This window comes from Rhizobium sp. ERR 942, from assembly GCF_007828395.1.
GTDB classification, from domain to species: domain Bacteria; phylum Pseudomonadota; class Alphaproteobacteria; order Rhizobiales; family Rhizobiaceae; genus Rhizobium; species Rhizobium dioscoreae.
This window is the reverse complement of the sequence record NZ_VIUA01000011.1, coordinates 1-17,390: the sequence shown is the minus strand read 5'-3', so window position 1 is coordinate 17,390 and position 17,390 is coordinate 1. Positions and strand designations below refer to the sequence as shown.

20 protein-coding genes and 1 pseudogene are annotated in these 17,390 nt (G+C 58.1%); 15 read left to right on the top strand and 6 right to left on the bottom strand.

Going from position 1 to position 17,390, the window contains the following annotated elements; all coding sequences use genetic code 11:
* The first annotated feature begins 90 nt into the window (after positions 1-90).
* Positions 91-609: a ferritin-like domain-containing protein gene (locus FBZ97_RS31240; RefSeq protein WP_145323884.1), complete on the top strand. Its 519-nt coding sequence runs from the start codon at positions 91-93 to the stop codon at positions 607-609.
* A 226-nt stretch (positions 610-835) separates the two neighbouring features.
* Here the strand turns inward: FBZ97_RS31240 and FBZ97_RS31235 are convergent, their stop codons facing one another.
* A complete protein-coding gene (locus FBZ97_RS31235; RefSeq protein WP_246661920.1) occupies positions 836-1,081 on the bottom strand; it encodes a DUF982 domain-containing protein in 246 nt (81 codons plus the stop codon).
* 224 nt (positions 1,082-1,305) lie between these two features.
* Between FBZ97_RS31235 and FBZ97_RS31230 the strand changes: the two genes are divergently transcribed.
* Positions 1,306-1,521, top strand: coding sequence for a hypothetical protein (locus FBZ97_RS31230; protein WP_145323888.1), 216 nt, complete (start codon positions 1,306-1,308; stop codon positions 1,519-1,521).
* Between the two features lie 43 nt (positions 1,522-1,564).
* Here the strand turns inward: FBZ97_RS31230 and FBZ97_RS31225 are convergent, their stop codons facing one another.
* Together FBZ97_RS31225 and FBZ97_RS31220 are read right to left on the bottom strand one after the other, a co-directional pair.
* A complete protein-coding gene (locus FBZ97_RS31225; RefSeq protein WP_145323890.1) occupies positions 1,565-2,068 on the bottom strand; it encodes a sigma-70 family RNA polymerase sigma factor in 504 nt (167 codons plus the stop codon).
* 309 nt (positions 2,069-2,377) lie between these two features.
* A complete protein-coding gene (locus FBZ97_RS31220; RefSeq protein WP_069615666.1) occupies positions 2,378-2,935 on the bottom strand; it encodes an NADH-quinone oxidoreductase subunit B in 558 nt (185 codons plus the stop codon).
* Positions 2,936-3,098: 163 nt separating this feature from the next.
* Between FBZ97_RS31220 and FBZ97_RS31215 the strand changes: the two genes are divergently transcribed.
* Positions 3,099-4,469: an MFS transporter gene (locus FBZ97_RS31215; protein WP_145323892.1), complete on the top strand. Its 1,371-nt coding sequence runs from the start codon at positions 3,099-3,101 to the stop codon at positions 4,467-4,469.
* A 10-nt stretch (positions 4,470-4,479) separates the two neighbouring features.
* On the opposite strand, the gene FBZ97_RS31210 is transcribed toward FBZ97_RS31215, so the two are convergent.
* Positions 4,480-5,433: a LysR family transcriptional regulator gene (locus FBZ97_RS31210; RefSeq protein WP_145323894.1), complete on the bottom strand. Its 954-nt coding sequence runs from the start codon at positions 5,431-5,433 to the stop codon at positions 4,480-4,482.
* 127 nt (positions 5,434-5,560) lie between these two features.
* Between FBZ97_RS31210 and FBZ97_RS31205 the strand changes: the two genes are divergently transcribed.
* From FBZ97_RS31205 to FBZ97_RS31185, 5 genes are all read left to right on the top strand, one after another.
* Positions 5,561-6,040, top strand: a complete 480-nt coding sequence (locus FBZ97_RS31205; RefSeq protein WP_112420551.1) for a carboxymuconolactone decarboxylase family protein — start codon at positions 5,561-5,563, stop codon at positions 6,038-6,040.
* A 131-nt stretch (positions 6,041-6,171) separates the two neighbouring features.
* Positions 6,172-7,086: an MBL fold metallo-hydrolase gene (locus tag FBZ97_RS31200; RefSeq protein WP_145323896.1), complete on the top strand. Its 915-nt coding sequence runs from the start codon at positions 6,172-6,174 to the stop codon at positions 7,084-7,086.
* Between the two features lie 162 nt (positions 7,087-7,248).
* Positions 7,249-8,001, top strand: coding sequence for an SDR family oxidoreductase (locus FBZ97_RS31195; protein ID WP_145323898.1), 753 nt, complete (start codon positions 7,249-7,251; stop codon positions 7,999-8,001).
* A gap of 29 nt (positions 8,002-8,030) precedes the next feature.
* Positions 8,031-8,447, top strand: coding sequence for a cupin domain-containing protein (locus FBZ97_RS31190; RefSeq protein WP_145323900.1), 417 nt, complete (start codon positions 8,031-8,033; stop codon positions 8,445-8,447).
* A gap of 73 nt (positions 8,448-8,520) precedes the next feature.
* Complete coding sequence (locus tag FBZ97_RS31185; protein ID WP_145323933.1) at positions 8,521-9,543, top strand: mechanosensitive ion channel family protein; 1,023 nt, start codon at positions 8,521-8,523, stop codon at positions 9,541-9,543.
* On the opposite strand, the gene FBZ97_RS31180 is transcribed toward FBZ97_RS31185, so the two are convergent.
* On the bottom strand, positions 9,526-10,014 hold the full coding sequence (locus FBZ97_RS31180) for an Rrf2 family transcriptional regulator (RefSeq protein ID WP_113352497.1): 489 nt from the start codon (positions 10,012-10,014) through the stop codon (positions 9,526-9,528). The two genes, FBZ97_RS31185 and FBZ97_RS31180, sit on opposite strands and share 18 nt — an antisense overlap.
* A gap of 402 nt (positions 10,015-10,416) precedes the next feature.
* Between FBZ97_RS31180 and FBZ97_RS31175 the strand changes: the two genes are divergently transcribed.
* Positions 10,417-11,445, top strand: a complete 1,029-nt coding sequence (locus FBZ97_RS31175; RefSeq protein ID WP_145323902.1) for a LacI family DNA-binding transcriptional regulator — start codon at positions 10,417-10,419, stop codon at positions 11,443-11,445.
* A gap of 155 nt (positions 11,446-11,600) precedes the next feature.
* Positions 11,601-12,410 (top strand): TIM barrel protein, encoded by an 810-nt coding sequence (locus FBZ97_RS31170; RefSeq protein WP_145323904.1) that lies wholly within the window; start codon positions 11,601-11,603, stop codon positions 12,408-12,410.
* A 152-nt stretch (positions 12,411-12,562) separates the two neighbouring features.
* Here the strand turns inward: FBZ97_RS31170 and FBZ97_RS31165 are convergent, their stop codons facing one another.
* Positions 12,563-13,591: a LacI family DNA-binding transcriptional regulator gene (locus FBZ97_RS31165; protein WP_145323906.1), complete on the bottom strand. Its 1,029-nt coding sequence runs from the start codon at positions 13,589-13,591 to the stop codon at positions 12,563-12,565.
* Between the two features lie 150 nt (positions 13,592-13,741).
* On the opposite strand from FBZ97_RS31165, the gene FBZ97_RS31160 reads away from it, so the two are divergent.
* The 5 genes and pseudogenes from FBZ97_RS31160 to purU form a co-directional block, all read left to right on the top strand.
* A complete protein-coding gene (locus FBZ97_RS31160; RefSeq protein WP_145323908.1) occupies positions 13,742-14,830 on the top strand; it encodes a fatty acid desaturase family protein in 1,089 nt (362 codons plus the stop codon).
* A gap of 25 nt (positions 14,831-14,855) precedes the next feature.
* Positions 14,856-15,167: a MocE family 2Fe-2S type ferredoxin gene (locus FBZ97_RS31155; protein ID WP_145323910.1), complete on the top strand. Its 312-nt coding sequence runs from the start codon at positions 14,856-14,858 to the stop codon at positions 15,165-15,167.
* Positions 15,168-15,177: 10 nt separating this feature from the next.
* Positions 15,178-16,404 (top strand): FAD-dependent oxidoreductase, encoded by a 1,227-nt coding sequence (locus FBZ97_RS31150; RefSeq protein ID WP_145323912.1) that lies wholly within the window; start codon positions 15,178-15,180, stop codon positions 16,402-16,404.
* Positions 16,405-16,427: 23 nt separating this feature from the next.
* Positions 16,428-17,234, top strand: coding sequence for a 3-methyl-2-oxobutanoate hydroxymethyltransferase (locus tag FBZ97_RS31145; protein WP_145323914.1), 807 nt, complete (start codon positions 16,428-16,430; stop codon positions 17,232-17,234).
* A 53-nt stretch (positions 17,235-17,287) separates the two neighbouring features.
* Positions 17,288-17,390, top strand: a pseudogene (gene purU / locus FBZ97_RS31140) (formyltetrahydrofolate deformylase); the annotation flags it as partial.

Sequence of the window (17,390 nt, the reverse complement as noted above, 5' to 3'; positions counted from 1 at the left end):
TCCGCCGGTATTCGTCAGGACAACAGAAGCGGCGGGAACAACGCCAATTGGCCCTAGTTTGAGAACGAGCGGCTAATGGAGGATGCAATCATGGCAGAGACAGAAATCCACGACATGTTCGTCATCGGCCTTCGAAACGCCTTTGCGATGGAAAACCAGGCTTTGGGGATGACAAGACCGCAACCGTCACGCTTGGAAAATTATCCGGAAGTGGCGGCAAAACTTGAACAGCACATCGGCGAAACGGAGGATCAAATCAGGCGGCTCGAACGTATCCTTGAGGATTTAGACGAGGATTATCTCAACCTCAACGATATGATCCTTTCGTTCACCAGCCCGACGACTGTCATGAGCCATGCAAGCGTAAGCGACGAAGTACTGAAAGACGCCCTCACCGATTTCGCATTCGAAAACTATGAAATCGCGGCATATAAATCACTACTGACGATCGCCGACGCCGGAAACTTCGACGAGGCAAAACATGCTCTGCGGGAGAGCTTGGCCGAAGAGCAGGCGATGGCCAAATGGCTTGACGATCATCTGCCGCAGATAACGCGGAAGTTTCTGCTGATGTGGGAGGGAGATGGACGCCTCGCGAGACAAGGGTAATCTGCTTATGTCCGGCATGGGGGCAATTACGGATGATCAGTTTAGCCGATAGTCCGGCTTATGCTGTCCGCTACGGATCTTTGGCGCATCCATGAATCCATAGGCCTCGGTCGCAGTGTTGCTCACTTGCGGAAAAGCGTGTTGTCGCTGCTCACTCCCTTTGCAAAGGCTTTCCGGCCGAACTCGTAGGCGTTATTTTCTGAAATCGCATCATCGTCGCCAGTCTTCATGGCGACCTGCTTCCCGACATCAAGTGCGCGTCAAGGCAGGCAATTACGAAAGCTGCTCGCGACGCCTCGACGGGAATCTTGTGCGAAACCGCCGCAACGCATTTTTCCGTCGCACGCGCGTAGGAACTGCTTCGTTCGCAAGGCCATCTTCGCGACAAGAAATGGATCGCATCTTCCGGCCCCTGAATCAGACAGCCGTCTCGACTGCTGGTCGCGAGGTAGACTGGTGCGGTCCAAAGCATCTTGAATTCCACATCAATCACATTGTGCATCCAACTCTCCCATGTCGTGGATGCCCCTCCCTGTGCTCGAACCATATACGTGGCCGTTTGTTCCCGAGGCCGAGCCTGTTCGACTGTTTTCTCTGATCTATCGCATCAAATCCGGAAACCTTTCCGGCGGCAGTTGTTCGTGATTGAGGGTAAGAATTTCCTCTCAAATCATGTGACGCTCACCGAAAGCAGAGGTGAATGACCTGGACGCGGCGATACTCGCCCTGAATCTCGAGGCGGAACAGGTATTTCCCCTGGTCGAACGGCTCGACAGGCAAAAGATTCCCTATCTCTTTGCTCTTGGCGGAGACTTAATCGATGCAGACATGAACTTTGCGGGTTTTGTGCGATCCGAGAGGCCTGCCGCCCTCGATCATATTGCCAAGGCACTGTTCGGCAAAGATACATAACCCCACGCATTACCACTCCATGCATTGAGAAGTGCAGGCATCATTAATGCCTATCTTCGTCAAGGTGCGCTGCCAGTTGCTGCCGGGCGCGACTGAGCCGGCTTTTCACGGTACCGATCGCACATCCGAATTTCTCGGCAGCGGCATCATAGGAGCGTCCCTCTATGACAACATATTCGAGTACGACACGGTAAGGTTCCGGCAGCAGATTGCAGGCCTCTTCCATTTCCTTGGCCCGTATCGCCCATTCTTGCGATGGCGGGGCTACCCCGGTGCCGGAGACGCATTTCTTGATTCCGGGAGCCTCGCGCCGGGCAATGCGGAACTTCGTGCAAAACGTATTGCGCATGATCGTGAACAGCCACGACTTCAGCCGGGTTCCTCGATCGAATTGGTTGAGATTGGCCAGCGCTTTCGCGAGGGTTTCCTGCACGAGATCGTCGGCGTCGCTGGCGTTTCTATGAAACGAGCGTGCAAATGCACGAAGGGCCGGAATAAGCTCTACAATTTCGTTTTGCAGATCGGGGGTGCTGGGGCTATCGGTCACAATTTTTCTCCTTGAAGAACGCGCATAACGACCGTTCCAGCATTGCCGCGCAATGCGTGGTTTCAGCTGCCGTCCATACGCTAGACCGGCACCGGTGCCCTGTGGACCTCGGATAATGCCTTCATTGACCTTGATTTGAGCAGACTTGCTGTTTGCGATGCGTTCGGGAGCTTCGTTGCGATCTTAAGGCTTCGATGTTCCTTGCATCTGCTAGGGGAACGGCTGCATCTTGAGCTTGTTCCATGAGAATCTAAATAAACGTCAAAGCGCCGCGACGCCGCCACGGAGAGCGAGGCCGACGGGTGTCGGTTATCGTTCGATCGTCCCATTGCGGCGAATCTTGCGCTGGAGAAGCAGAATTCCGTAAAGCAAGGCCTCCGCGGTCGGCGGGCAACCAGGCACATAAATATCGATCGGAATGATCCGATCGCATCCGCGCACCACCGAATAGGAATAGTGATAATAGCCACCGCCATTGGCGCATGATCCCATGGAGATCACGTAGCGCGGCTCGGGCATCTGGTCATAAACCTTGCGCAGCGCCGGCGCCATCTTGTTGCATACGGTGCCGGCAACAATCATCAGATCCGACTGCCGGGGGCTACCCCTCGGCGCGGCACCAATGCGTTCCACGTCATAGCGCGGCATCGACATCTGCATCATCTCGATGGCGCAACAGGCAAGCCCGAACGTCATCCACATCAGCGATCCGGTGCGCGCCCAACTGACAAACTCGTCCGTGCTCGTGACGAGAAAACCCTTGTCGGCGAGTTCGTTGTTGATCGTTCCCATGAAGGGATCACCAGTCGGCGCCTGGCCGGGATGTTGAAAATCGCTGATGACAGGGCGGTCTTTGTAGGAAGACATTGGTCCGTTCTCCCGTGGAAAACTCCCGAACTTGCGCGGAACAGGCTTGTTCCAGGCACGGGTGCCTTTCGGTTCGCATGACCATCCTTGTCTTTCGATACTTCGATGCCTTCAAAGTGAAACCAAACAAGTTGCTCTACGTTTGTTTCCATGAGGAAATGTCATGCATTCAATCGAGCAGCGCGACGACCGGCCTTCGAAACTACATCCTGCTTCTCTGACCATTCTCTGCCTGGGCGTGATCGTTGCGCAGGTCGACACGTCGGTTGTCAATCTGGCTGTCCAACCAATCGGCAAGAGCCTCCAGGCTTCCGTAACCCAGTTGCAGTGGGTCGTCGATGCCTACAATCTCGTCTACGCTGCGCTTCTGATCAGTGGCGGTCTGCTTGCGGATCTTTACGGACGTCGTCTGATTTTCATCGTCGGCTGCGTCATCTTCTCAATCGCAAGCCTTGGATGCGCCTTGGCTCCGACGATCACGATCCTAATCGGCGCCAGAGCGATAACCGGCCTCGGATCGGCCCTTCTGATACCGGCCTCTCTTTCGCTCATTCGAGTGATCTACCCAGACGAGCAGATTCGCGGTCGGGCGCTCGGTATCTGGGCCGGCTGCAACGGCATGTCGCTTGCCATTGGGCCAAGCCTTGGTGGCTATCTGATCCATAATTTCGGTTGGCGGGCTGTTTTCCTCGTCGTGGTTCCCATCGGCGTGGCGGCGGCTGCCGGAGCATTGCCTTGGATCTTGGAAAGTGCGGATAAAAAGGGACGATCGTTCGACATGCTGGGTCAGCTATTGGGCATATTGTCGCTCGCCGCCATCACCCTGGCGGCAATCGAGTCCTCGCATTTTCCGATAGTCTGGACGATCCTGCTGGCACTTTGCGGCTTCGGTCTGCTGACGCTTTTCATCCTGGTGGAACGGCGCCTCGATCAGCGGGCTCTCGTGCCGCTTTCGATGTTTTCCACTGAGCGGTTCAGCGGGGCAATGGCAGGAACGGCCGCAATGACGTTCGGCATGTACGGGACGCTCTTTCTGTTTCCCCTCGCCTCCCTCAGCCTCGATCGACTGCCTCCGATCGCTGTCGGGCTGGCACTATTGCCCATGGCGCTGAGCTTTGTGGCAATCTCACCCTTCTCCGGTTTCTTTTCTGAACATCTGGGAAAACGGCACACCATCGGCATCGGGTTGGCGACGATAGGACTGGGGAACCTTCTGCTCGGCATTGCTTTTGACGGTAACCTGTTCACCGCCGAGGAATTCGGCCTGCTGTTGACCGGTATCGGGATGGGCATGGCGACCGGGCCTCTTACGGCAGTCGCGGTTTCGAGCGTCGTCCGTGAGCGCGCTGGAACTGCGAGCGCACTGATCAACGTCGCACGCATGGTTGGCGCAACCATCGGCGTGGCCGCACTCGGATCGGTCTACGCGTTCTTCCGGGAGCCCACTTTCGGGTTCATTGTGGCTATGTTTTGCGGCGGCGGTCTTCAGCTCTTCGGCAGCGTGGCGGCGTGGCGATATCTCAAGCGAGCGTGAATCCCACTTTTTATGCGGGTGACGTTCGACAACCCGAGCGCCATCCAAGCCATCCATGAGAAGACGCAGGCGCCATCAGCGGATCCTTGCCGACTATCTCAATCAGGAAGTCGAGGACCGTCCTGATGCGCAACGGCAGGTTCCGACGCGATGGGTAGACGACGCTGATAGCGACTCGGCTCGGCGGAAAGTCTGGCATGACGTTCACCAGCCTGCCTTCCTCGATGTCGGAACCGACAAGAATGTGGGAAAGTACGGCAATCCCATTGCCAGCCAACACCGCGCGGTGGACGGCAACCGCGTTGCTGGCGACGAGGCGCGGCGCGATCCTCACGGTAACGTCCTCGGCGCCATTTGAGAACGACCATGCCCGGCCGTTTCCGGCGCGATTGTAACAGATGCAATCATGAGCGCTGACATCGTCGGGCGTTTTGGGTGCTGCCCGCTCTTGTAGATAGGAAGGCGCGGCAACGAGAAAGGCCGTCGTCCACCCAATTCTGCGGCACATCAGACTGCAGTCTGCGACCGTTCCCAGCCGTACCTCAAGATCGATCCCCTCTTCGACCAGGTCGGACGGTTCCTCGCGAAAGAGCAAGTCGACGGAAAGTCCCCGATGGCGTTCGAGCAGCATCCCGAGCCGGTCGCTGACGTAAAGCCCGAGCGGTGTCGGCAAAGCCAGCCGCACCTTGCCGGCTATGCGCCCGCCATCACGACATGTGGTTTCACTAAGCGCCTCGACCGCTTCGATGACCTTGAGTGCCATCGGGATGATCTGCTCCCCCTCCGCCGTCAGCGCCAGCGCGGTGGTCGTGCGATGCAGCAGACGTGTGTTGAGATGCGCTTCCAGCGCCGAAACCTGGCGTGAAACAGCAGGCTGCGTCAGCCTGAGATCAATCGCTGCGGCGGAAAAGGAGCCAGTCTCCACCACCCGCATGAATGTTTGCAATGCGCATACGATATCCATCCCCACCCCATACTTTTCGGCATAGGCTTTATGTTCGAACCTTAGCCCGGAAGGACTTTACTGTCCAGCTATTAAGGATATCTTTTATCCACAAGGATACTTAATATCCTTAATAACGGAGGCGACCATGACCCAGCGTTTGAATTATGCCCAGCAATCACCGGAACTCTTCAGGAAACTTTCGGAACTCAGCATGGCTCTGAAGGACAGCGCCATCGAACAGAAGATCCAGGATCTCGTTCACATCCGCGCATCGCAGATTAACGGCTGCGCTTTCTGCCTCGACATGCATGTCAAGGAAGCCAAGATCCATGGCGAGAGCGAACTCCGGCTCCACCACATAGCCGTCTGGCGGGAATCCAATCTCTTCATTCCCCGGGAGCGCGCCGCGCTCGCCTGGACGGAAGCGGTGACGAAACTGCATGAAGGCGGCATTCCCGACGAGCTCTACGAGCGCGTGCGCGGCCAGCTTTCCGAGAAGGAAATCTCCGATCTCACCTTCGTAATCATGGTCATCAATGCCTGGAACCGCGCCAGCATCGCCTTCAAGACCGTGCCGGGCTCGGCCGACAAGGCCTACGGCCTCGACAGGGCCGGCCTCAACTGAGCCTCTCAGAAAAGGCTTCGGCAAACGATGGGTGGCCGTTCCGGCGGCCGCGACCAAAACGCTCATGACAATCATTTCAACCGTGGAGCCGGCCAGATCGGTTCCAAGATCTCGATCAACAGGAGACAAACATGGACCTGGACACTTCTCATCCCGTTAAATCAAACCCCGACGAGCTGGTTCCGTCGCGCTATGCGGTACAGATCGGCGATATCGAGGTACTGGTGATCAGCGACGGCGTGTTGCCGCTGCCGACCAAGATGCTGGGATACAATGCCGACGCTGCCGATCGCGCGGCCTGGCTGAATGATATGTTCCTGCCGCAGGACGCTTTCGACTGGGCGCTGAACGCGGTCGTCGTTCGCAGCGGCAAGCAGACCATCCTCATCGACGCCGGCCTGGGGCTGGACCCGGAATTGAACCTGCCGCGCGCCGGACAATTGATCAAGCGGCTGGAAGCTGCCGGCATCGACCTTGGTTCCGTGACTGACGTGGTGCTGACCCACATGCATATGGATCATGTTGGCGGGCTGCTCGTCGATGGAGTGAAGGAGCGGCTGCGTCCGGACCTCAGTATCCATGTGGCAGCGGCAGAGGTCAAATTCTGGGAAGCGCCCGACTTCTCCCATGTGTCAATGCCGCCCGGCTTCCCGGATGCGCTTCGGGCGGCCGCGAAACAGTTCAAAAAAGAGTATGAAAACCAGCTGCAACTGTTCGATGATGAATTCCAGGTGGCACCGGGCGTGGTCGTCTCTCGAACCGGCGGCCACACACCCGGGCATAGCGTGGTCCGCGTCGCCTCCGGCAAGGACCGGCTGATGTTTGCCGGCGATGCCGTGTTCGCCGTCGGGTTCGAACATCCCGATTGGCACAACGGCTTCGAACACGATCCGGAAGAAGCTGCGCGCGTGCGCGTCCGTCTTTTGCGGGAGCTGGCCGAGACCGGAGGGCTTCTGGTTGCCACCCATATGCCGTTCCCTTCGGTCGGCCATGTGGCAACCGACGGCGATGTCTTCCGTTGGGTACCGGTGTTCTGGGACTACTAACTCCCTGGTGAGCAAGCGCCGGGCCGGCGTGCAGCTGTTAGGGAGCACCTGGCTCGGCTGAGCGGATGCAAGGCATGATCTGAGCCGGCCCGTCCTTGCAACACAATCACACAGAATGAACGAACAATGCGGTGCGCGAAGCGACCGCAAATGGAGAAGCTCATGAAAATCGTCATCATCGGCGGAACCGGCCTGATCGGTTCGAAGACGGCCGACCGCCTTCGTAGGCAGGGCCATGAAGTCGTTGCCGCCGCACCGAACACCGGCGTCAATACGATTACCGGCGAAGGGCTCGCCGAAGCATTGGCGGGCGCCTCCATCGTCATGGACCTCGCAAACTCGCCCTCCTTCGAGGACAAAGCCGTGCTCGAATTCTTCGAGACGTCAGGCCGCAATCTGGCGGCGGCGGAAAAGACGGCCGGCGTGAAGCATCATATCGCCCTTTCCATCATCGGCGTCGATCGCCTGCCCGAAAGCGGCTACATGCGCGCCAAGGTCGCCCAGGAAAAGATCATCCGCGAATCCGGCATTCCCTATACCATCGTCCATTCGACGCAGTTCATGGAATTCCTAAGCGGCATCGCCCAGTCCGGCACGGTCGGCGATACGGTGCGCCTGTCGCCGGCCTATGTGCAGCCGATCGCTTCCGACGACGTCGCCGACAACATGACCGTCGTGGCGAACTCCGCTGCAATCAACGGCATCGTCGAGATCTCCGGTCCGGAACGTGTCCGGCTGAATGAGCTCGTGGCCCGCTATCTGAAGGCCATGGGCGATGCCCGCAAGGTCGTGGCGGATCCGGAAGCCCGCTATTTCGGCGCAAGGCTGGAAGACGGCTCGCTCGTGTCCGATGGCAATCCGCGCCTCGGCCGCATCACCTTCGAGCAATGGTTCGCAACCTCCGCCCGCAAATGACCGTCCAACTCTTCAGAAAGGAATTCGAGATGATCAAGTCAATTCTCGGCCTCGCCCTCACCGCCCTGCTGTCCACCACCGCCGTCGCACACGCTGAAGGCGAGAAGGATGCCAAGGTCACACTTGTCTACCAACACGAACTGCCGAACGTTCCTGGCAAGAGCATCAAGGGCGTCCTCGTGGAATATGGTCCGGGCGGCTTTTCCTCGGCCCACACCCATCCGAACTCGGCGTTCATTTATGCAACGGTCCTGGAAGGGGCGATCCGAAGCCAGGTCAATGACGGTCCGGTCAAAGTCTTCAAGGCCGGCGAAAACTTCTCCGAGATGCCGGGCGATCGCCATGGCGTCAGCGAGAATGCCAGCAAGACCAAGCCGGCGAAGCTGTTGGCTGTCTTCGTTGTCGACAGCAGCCAGAAGGAACTGACCTTCCCGATCAAGAAATAACCGGAGGCTGGACGGGTGCCTGAGGCGCCTGTCCCTTCCCGGTTTCAGGAAATCATCGTCGGTGAGCCCTATCATGTTTGGCGAACATCATTTTCTGCCGCTCGTCCTGATCAATCTGCTCGGGCTGGCCGGCATTCTCATCTGGCACATCCAGGGGCGCCGTCGTCCGACTGCGCGCCTCGTCGTGCAGATCCTGTTCTTTTGCTGCATGAGCCTTGTGCTCTGGCTTGCCGGAATTTCGCCTTATCACTTTGACTACGATGAGCTTCAGGATGGCGGCATCCTGCTTGCCAAATCCGCAAGGATCCTCTGGTGGCTGCATCTCGCCTGGACGATGATCGGCTTCCTTCATATCTATCTCACCCTCAACCGCCGGCCGCAGGAGGCGCATCTTCTTCAGGATCTGATCGTCGGCATCGTCTATCTCGGCGTCGCTCTGTCCGTCATCGGCTTCGTCTTCGGTGCGCCCGTTGGACCGCTAATCGCCACCTCAGGCATCGTCGTCGTCATCATCGGCCTTGCGCTGCAGAACACGCTTGCCGATGTCTTTTCCGGAATCGCGCTGGCTCTCGGTCGCGCCTACGTCATCGGCGACTGGATCCAGCTCGCCGACGGCACCGAAGGGCGCGTCGTTGAAACCAACTGGCGCTCCACCAACCTGCTTTCGGGCGGATATAACGTCGTCGTCCTGCCGAACAGCGTTCTGGCGAAACAGGGCGTCACCAATCGCAGCCGCCCTGATGAGTCGCACCAGATCTCGCTGACGATACGAATATCCGCCATACACAAGCCGCGGCTCGTCGAAGAGGTCATGCTTGCCGTCCTGCAGGGCTGCGAAAGGATCGTCATGAACCCGCCGCCGGTCGTCGCGCTCAAGACGATCGACGCAATCGCCATCGAGGTCGAGCTGTTCTTCCGCGTCGCGAGCGCGGCAGGCCGCATGTCGGCACAGAACGAGATCATCGATCTCATCTACGAACATTGCAGGGCGAACGGAATATCATTGGCGATGCCGGCCCAAAGCCTCGTCTGCCCCCCGATAGGCGAACAGAAGGAACAGGCCAATCTCAGGGCGATATCATCCGGCGCGCTCTAGCACCCATTCGAAAGAGCTTTTCCAGAGTTCCGGCGGGATCTCCTTCGACAGGATCCCGACGAGGTCTGACAATTTGACGCCGCGCAGTTTCTCGCGCCACGCCTCGTCGGCCTCCCACATGATGCGCGCCACCGCACAAGGGCTGCTCTCGCAATAGTCCTTCGGGCGGCAGGGGTTGTTGGCGCGAATATTGGTGCATACGAAGGTTCGCTGCCGCCCCTCGACGGCCTCAACGATCTCCAGAAAAGTGAGATCCGCGGGCGGTCTCGCCAATCGATAACCGCCGGAGGGGCCGAGTGTCGTGTCGACAAGTCCAGCCTGAGACAGGCTCTGGAGAGCCTTGGAAAGATATTCCTTGGGAAGCCCATGGAATTCGGCGAGCGCTTTGGTGGAGAGATAGCGGCCCTCAGGCAAACCCGCAAGAATGGCACAACAATGGAGAGCCCATTCGACTTGGCTTTTCAAAATCATAAAATCGTTCCAAAGCCCGCGGCTGGCATGTATCTATCAAGGATAAAGAATATCCTTATTTGATGTCCATGTAAATAAATTCCGAGATGCAGATTTGCCTCTCGCATACTGAGCATGCATAAGCGAAACGATCTTCAGGGCTTCGAAAACATCCCTTCCCCATGACGGATTGGACGGCGGTGGGGAAACGAAATCAACCCGCGCAAGGCGGCAACCTCGACCATTGCGGCCATGCCAGGCGACAGCGGCTGAAGCAAACTATCGACATTTTGATAGATCGAGGCACAACCGCCCCCTCTTGGAGCACCTTTCACTTTGACTTAGATTGCCGGCCAATGGCGAAGCCTGTTGGATCTGGCGAATAAGGCGAGGTCACCCCCCGGGGACCTGATCAGGATTTATATGAAGCGGACAAGAATTGAGGATATCGCCAAAGAGGCGAAGGTAAGCAAAGCGACTGTAGATCGTGTCATTCACAAGAGAGGCTTCGTCCGCGAGGAAACGGTCCGCAAGGTTGCAGAAGCAGCGCATAAACTGGCCTATTATGCGAGTGGTCTGATCGATCGGCAACTGACCGCACCGCTTGCAAGAGTGAGATTTGGCTTTCTGCTCATAAAAGAAAGACAGGAGTTTTATCAGTCTTTCAGCAAAGAGCTGACCCGGGCGGTGGCAGACCGTCAGGATTTTCGCGGTGAAGTGACCATTCGATATTCACCGTCTCAGTCGCCGGCAGACTTTGCGGCAATCATGCGGGAACTTGCCACGCATACTGATGCGATAGCTTGCACTGTGGTCAACCATAGCATCGTCAATGAAGCCGCCCGGAGCCTGCGGCAGAACGGAGTTCCCGTCTTCGCCCTGCTGAATGATTTCGGCCACGGCGCGCGTCAAACCTATATCGGTCTCGACAATCACAAGGCCGGACGCCTGGCGGCATGGATGATCGCCATGGCAAGTCGCCAGCCCGGAAAAGTCGCGATTTTTCTTGGCAGTAATCGCTGGCAGGGACACGAATTGAAGGAAGCCGGATTCCGTTCATACCTAAGCCAGTTGCGGACGGATCTCGATATCCTGGAACCGGTCATCAATCTTGAGACAAGAAAGCTCACCCATGAAACCTCCGTCGCCTTGCTTGAGCGTCATCCGGACTTGAGAGGCATCTATGTCGCAGGCGGTGGCATGGAAGGTGCAATAGCGGCGCTGCGGGAAATGCGCGCGCCCGGGGAGGTCGCCCTCATCGTCAACGAGCTCACCTCTGTCAGTCGCGCAGCCCTTTCCGACGGCTATGCGACAATGGTCATCGGCACGCCCTTGGCACAGCTTTGCCGGGACACCGTCGAACTGATGGCACAAAACGTGCTCCAGGGTCGCGTTCAAATGCCGGATGCGCATTTTCTAGAACCGCAACTTTTTTTACCTCCTTCCATTTGAGAATGAGGTGAAACACCTCAAGCGGAAGGCGCAAGAAACCTCACCGATGCGCTAATCCAAATTCCACCTGATTGCGCGCGACGGATCCTTTTGGCATTGCCTAGAGCCGCGTGACGCTCCGCCGGAGCAGCAATATCGGGATATTGGGAGGAAACATGTTCTGGGCACTCAATCAGATTACGGCACCAAATCTTAGCTACACCGATTTCCTCGACCTGTCGGTTGCTCTCGGCTGCCAGGGCGTAGAGGTTCGCAACGACCTCAAGCGCCAGCTATTTGACGGCCTTTCGCCGGCCGAGGCAGGTCAAATGGTTCGGGAGCGAGGTTTGCGGCTCGTTGGCCTGTCCCAGGTCTATCCGTTCAATTTCTGGTCGGATGATATCGAGCGGAAGGTTCGGGATCTGATTGCAATCGCCAGGGAAGCCGGCGCTGAAACCATCAGCCTGATCCCTCGAAACGAGGGGATCGGTACCGCGGCGCAGGAGCGCAAAGCCAATCTCGAAACGTCCCTTGCCGCCATCTTACCTCTTCTTGAAGAGGCGGACCTGGTCGCACTGGTCGAGCCATTGGGGTTTCAACGTTCCTCACTGCGTTACAAGGCAGAGCTCGTGGACACGATCAACGCGCTTGGGGCAGCACACCGCTATAAACTCGTCCATGACACATTCCATCACGCCCTGGCGGATGGCGGACCGATTTTTGCCAGCCACACCGGGATCGTCCACATATCGGCTGTCGTCGATCCGACGTTGCAGCTGAACCAGATGGAAGACGAACACCGGGTTCTTGTCGACGGATTGGACCGACTGGACAATGTCGGTCAGATCAAGGCTCTTCAGGCTGCCGGATATGTCGGACCGATTTCCTACGAATGCTTCTCTCCCCTGGTGCACGACCTCGCCAACCCACGAGAAGCGATCCAAGCCTCGTTTGATTTCATCGAATCGGCCCTAAAGGCCGGATGATCGCCGAACAGGCGATGCGAAGGAGCCTGCCGAGCTTGGCTGCGGCCGGCTCGGTCCGATCTCGTGTCGATAAGATCGAGGTCCTTGTTTTGGCCCTTTCGCGTGAGCAGCGGCGCTGCCAACGCGACCCTGCCATCGCCGGCTTCCTTCATTCAAATATTCTCGGAGATATAGATCTCGAACGGAAAAAAGGTCTGGCGCGCGGTCATTTGCGCGCTTCCTTCGACTGAACTCACCATTTGCGCGATGAGCTCTCGGCACAGAAGAGGCAGTGGAGTGCAAATGGCCATGGCAACTGTTCCATCCATCAGTGCGCCCTTACTCTCGGGGACAAGCTCGTTGACGATGAGGGTAACATCGCCTGCGCGGTTTTCTTCCCGAAGTGCGGCGATCGCCCCCTCCATTCCGCCGCCGGCGACATAAAGACCGATAAGGTCTGGATGCTTCTGCAGAAGATCGAGCGTCGCCTCATGCGTGACGTCGACGGCGTCGAAATTGATGAGCGTTTCCAGCACTTCGAATTCCGGCGCATTCTCGCGGAAATAGGAGCGAAAACCCACCTCTCGCAACTCGTGGCCGTGAAAGCGGTGGCTGCCTACAAAACACGCCACTTTGCCCGGCTTGCGAGCCGTGCGCGCGATCGTCCAGGCAGCAGATCTACCGACCTTTCTGTTGTCGAGGCCGAGATATCCTTCCCGAACGCCCGCGGCAAAGTCGGAAAGTACGGAAAAGACCGGAATCCCCTTTTCCTTGAGTTCGTCGACGATCGCTTCGACAGCCGGATAATCAGGGGCGACGACGGCCACGGCCTGATTACGCGCTGCCAGCGCTCGCATTTTCTCCGCGATCACGCTCGGTGTCGAGACAGCCGGATAGTCGATTTGAACCTGCAGCTTCGCTGCCGTCATCGCCGCCGCAGCCGCTTCGATCTCTTTGGCAAAGGCTTGATAAAATGACTGCGTGGGCTTCTGCAATAGGAATGCGAGTTGATAGCGCGGCACGTCTTCGAAGACGCGCTGACGCAGGAGGCCGACAGCGTGATAGCCGATCTCCTGCGCCGCTTCATAGACGCGCCGTGCCGTCTGTTCGCGAACCGGAAGGCGTCCGTTCAGCACGCGGTCGATGGTGGCGACACTGACGCCGGACGCCTTGGCGAGATCCGATATGGTGGGGCGACGCATGGCGGCTCCTGATGGAATTTATCATTCCTGCGTTATCTTAATGATAGGTTTTGATAGATTCCATCATTCCTCCATTGAGGCAAGCAAAAAGTCGATCTATCGTTTCCAGCATTGAGAGCGAGGCGCTATCGCGCATCGCGGGAGGCAGGGATGACGACGATAATCAAGCGTGACTATGATCTGCTCGGCGCAAGCGGCAAGCTGGCGGTGGAAACGGGGCTGGCTGCCGCCGAATGGTATCACACGGATGTTGCGCGCAAGGATATGAAGGCGTTGATGCAGCGCTCGGATGCGCCTGCGATCCGCGACACCATCATCTGGCTCGGCAGCATGGCGGTTTTCGCTGTACTGGCCGTCTACTTCTGGGGATCATGGATCTGTGTCCCCTTCTTCCTGGCCTATGGTGTGCTCTACGGCTCTGCCTCGGATAGCCGCTGGCATGAATGCGGCCATGGTACGGCGTTCAAGACGCGATGGATGAATGACGCGGTCTATCAGATCGCCTGCTTCATGATCATGCGCAATCCGGTGACCTGGCGCTGGAGCCACGCGCGCCATCACACCGATACCGTCATCGTCGGCCGGGACCCGGAAATTGCCGTCATGCGGCCGCCGGATCTCCTGCGCCTCGCCCTGAATTTCTTCGGCATCCTCGATGCCTGGTACGCCATGGTCGACATGCTGCGCAATGCTGCCGGCTTTGTCAGCGCCGCGGAAAAGACCTTCATTCCCGAGATGGAGCAGCCGAAAGCGATCCGCATCGCCCGTATCTGGCTTGCGATCTATATCGTCACCATCGCATCAGCGATCGCCATGGGCTCGATCCTGCCATTGATGCTGATCGGCCTTCCCCGGCTCTATGGCGCGTGGCATCACGTTTTGACCGGCCTGCTGCAACATGGCGGCCTCGCCGACAATGTCATCGATCATCGCCTGAACAGCCGCACCGTCATGATGAACCCGGTCAGCCGCTTCATCTACTGGAACATGAACTACCATGTCGAACATCACATGTTTCCGATGGTGCCCTATCATGCGCTGCCAAAGCTGCATGCGATGATCAAGCATGATCTGCCGGCCGCCAATCCATCCATCTGGTCCGGCTATCGCGAGATGATCCCGGCATTCCTGCGGCAATTGCGTAACGAGGACTATTTCCTGAAGCGCGAGCTGCCGCCAACGGCGCGGCCCTATCGTGAAGAGTTCCACGGCGACCTGCCGGCTGCCGCCGCACAATAACATCGACATTGCGAGGGAGGAAAACATGACCAACTGGATCGAAGTCTGCGCCGCTGATGCAATCGACGAGGAGGATGTCATCCGTTTCGATCATGACGGGCGGACTTTCGCTATCTATCGCAGCCCCGAGGATGATTATTTCGCGACCGACGGCCTGTGCACGCATGAAAAGATTCATCTCGCCGATGGTCTTGTCATGGACACCATCATCGAATGTCCCAAGCACAATGGCCGCTTCGACTACCGCACCGGCGAAGCCAAGGGCGCTCCGGTCTGCGTCAATCTGCAGACCTATCCGGTCAAGGTCGAGAATGGCACCGTCTTCATCGGGCTCTGAGGGGGCTATCGTGGCGCATTTCGTCATTGTCGGAGCCGGGGAATGCGGCGCACGCGCTGCCTTCGCACTTCGTGAAAAGGGATTTGAGGGCGACATCACCCTCATCGGCGCCGAGCCGCTGGCCCCATACGAACGCCCGCCGCTTTCGAAGGGCGGATCGGATGAGGCGCTCGAGCCAAAATTCGTCGCAGCATTGGAGCGTTACCAGGAGCAATCGATCGACCTGAGGCTCGATACGACGGTGACAACGATCGCTCCCTCCACAAAGACCATCAGGCTCGCGGGTGGGGAAACGCTAAGTTACGACAAACTGCTGCTCGCAACTGGTGCTTCGGCACGCAAGCTTCCCGGCACCGATGGCACCTCTCATCGCATCCGCATGCTGCGGACCCATGCGGATGCGGTGGCTTTGCATGCCGTGCTCAATCCCGGACGGCACATTGCCATCATTGGCGGCGGCTTTATCGGTCTGGAACTGGCAGCGACGGCACGCAAGCGCGGCGCCGACGTCACTGTAATCGAGGGGCTTCCGCGGGTGTTGAAACGCGGCGTGCCGGAGGAGATCGCCGAGGCAATTACCGAACGGCATCGTCAGGAAGGTGTCGATATACGCTGCGATCAGATCATCGAAGCAGTGCAGGAGAACGCCGACAAGGTGGTCGTTCGCATGGCGACCGGGGACGTGATCTCTGCCGATCTGCTGCTTGTCGGTATCGGTGCCCTCCCGAATGTCGCGCTTGCCGCCGACGCGGGCCTTGCGATCGACAACGGCATTGCCGTCAACGAGCGATTGGAGACCTCGATGGCCGATATTCATGCGGCGGGCGATTGCTGCTCCTTTCCGCTGGCGCTCTATGGCGGAAGGCGTGTTCGCCTCGAATCCTGGCGCAATGCGCAGGAGCAGGCCAATCTCGCAGCCGCCAACATGCTGGGAGAAGGTGCGGAGATATCCGCGGTGCCGTGGTTCTGGTCCGATCAGTATGACCTGACATTGCAGATTGCCGGCCTTGCGGATGAAGCGGTCGCCCATGTACGGCGCGACCTCGATGACGGGGCGTTCATCCTCTTCCATCTCGGCGCGGACGGAAGACTGCTCGCCGCCAGCGGTATCGGACGCGGCAATGCCATAGCGCGCGATATCCGCCTTGCTGAGATGCTGATCGCCGCCCGGGCGCATCCGGATCAAGCTGCTTTGGCGGCGAGCACGGTCAAGCTGAAGTCGCTGCTTGCGGCGTAACTATCCATATCGAGGAACATCCAATGCAAAAGCACAATCGTCCGACGGTTGCCGATCTCCTGTCGCTCAAAGGAAAGCGACAATTGACAATGCTGCGCGTCACGTCACTTGAGGAAGCGGAAGCCGCCGAGAGAGCCGGCATCGATATGCTTTCTGTCCCACCAGCGCTTTTGGGCCCCTCTTTCCGTGAAGCCGCGCCAAGCCCCTTTGCAGTACCGGGCCTGGAATATGGCGACTATGTCTCGGCAGAAGAATATATGCGGGAGGCATTCAAGGCACTGAAAGCCGGAGGCGATGCCGTTTATTGCGCTGCAAGCCTCGCGATCATTCGACGAATGCGGGATGAGGGAATTCCCGTCTGCAGCCACGTTGGCCTCATTCCTTCGAAGGCGACATGGACGGGCGGTTTTCGCGCCGTCGGAAAAACGTCGATCAGCGCTTTTGAAATTTGGCGCCAGACCAAGGCGCTGGAAGAGGCTGGCGCCTTTGCCGTCGAAATCGAGGTTGTGCCTGGTGACGTTGCGGCCGCCATCAGCCAAAGGACATCGATGCTGATGATTTCAATGGGTGCGGGAACAGGATGTGACGCGCAATATCTGTTTGCCGATGATGTCCTTGGCAGCAATCGCGGCCATCGCCCCCGCCATGCGAAGGTCTACCGCGATTTCGCGGCGGAGTTCGATCGGCTGCAGAATGAGCGTATTGCCGCCTTTGCCGAATTTGCCGATGACGTTCGTTCCGGCGCCTATCCGGAGAAGGGACATCAGGTCGCAGTCGACAGGCAAGAGCTCGAGGCGTTCCTGCATATGATCGCCGAGCAAACTCTTTAATCGCACCTTAGGCTTCGGGTGAAGCATTTACACATCGAATTGGGCTATCTCGAATGAAAACCTATGTATTGACAGTGACGTGCCAATCGACGCGTGGGATCGTTGCGGCGATCTCGAACTATCTGGCCGGGCAGGGCTGCAACATCGTCGATTCCA

Coding starts and splice junctions, on each gene's coding strand:
- FBZ97_RS31240 (WP_145323884.1), top strand. CDS start 91: ATGGCAGAGACAGAAATCCACGACATGTTCGTCATCGGCCTTCGAAAC.
- FBZ97_RS31235 (WP_246661920.1), bottom strand. CDS start 1,081: ATGCTTTGGACCGCACCAGTCTACCTCGCGACCAGCAGTCGAGACGGC.
- FBZ97_RS31220 (WP_069615666.1), bottom strand. CDS start 2,935: ATGTCTTCCTACAAAGACCGCCCTGTCATCAGCGATTTTCAACATCCC.
- FBZ97_RS31215 (WP_145323892.1), top strand. CDS start 3,099: ATGCATTCAATCGAGCAGCGCGACGACCGGCCTTCGAAACTACATCCT.
- FBZ97_RS31210 (WP_145323894.1), bottom strand. CDS start 5,433: ATGGATATCGTATGCGCATTGCAAACATTCATGCGGGTGGTGGAGACT.
- FBZ97_RS31205 (WP_112420551.1), top strand. CDS start 5,561: ATGACCCAGCGTTTGAATTATGCCCAGCAATCACCGGAACTCTTCAGG.
- FBZ97_RS31200 (WP_145323896.1), top strand. CDS start 6,172: ATGGACCTGGACACTTCTCATCCCGTTAAATCAAACCCCGACGAGCTG.
- FBZ97_RS31195 (WP_145323898.1), top strand. CDS start 7,249: ATGAAAATCGTCATCATCGGCGGAACCGGCCTGATCGGTTCGAAGACG.
- FBZ97_RS31190 (WP_145323900.1), top strand. CDS start 8,031: ATGATCAAGTCAATTCTCGGCCTCGCCCTCACCGCCCTGCTGTCCACC.
- FBZ97_RS31185 (WP_145323933.1), top strand. CDS start 8,521: ATGTTTGGCGAACATCATTTTCTGCCGCTCGTCCTGATCAATCTGCTC.
- FBZ97_RS31180 (WP_113352497.1), bottom strand. CDS start 10,014: ATGATTTTGAAAAGCCAAGTCGAATGGGCTCTCCATTGTTGTGCCATT.
- FBZ97_RS31175 (WP_145323902.1), top strand. CDS start 10,417: ATGAAGCGGACAAGAATTGAGGATATCGCCAAAGAGGCGAAGGTAAGC.
- FBZ97_RS31170 (WP_145323904.1), top strand. CDS start 11,601: ATGTTCTGGGCACTCAATCAGATTACGGCACCAAATCTTAGCTACACC.
- FBZ97_RS31165 (WP_145323906.1), bottom strand. CDS start 13,591: ATGCGTCGCCCCACCATATCGGATCTCGCCAAGGCGTCCGGCGTCAGT.
- FBZ97_RS31160 (WP_145323908.1), top strand. CDS start 13,742: ATGACGACGATAATCAAGCGTGACTATGATCTGCTCGGCGCAAGCGGC.
- FBZ97_RS31155 (WP_145323910.1), top strand. CDS start 14,856: ATGACCAACTGGATCGAAGTCTGCGCCGCTGATGCAATCGACGAGGAG.
- FBZ97_RS31145 (WP_145323914.1), top strand. CDS start 16,428: ATGCAAAAGCACAATCGTCCGACGGTTGCCGATCTCCTGTCGCTCAAA.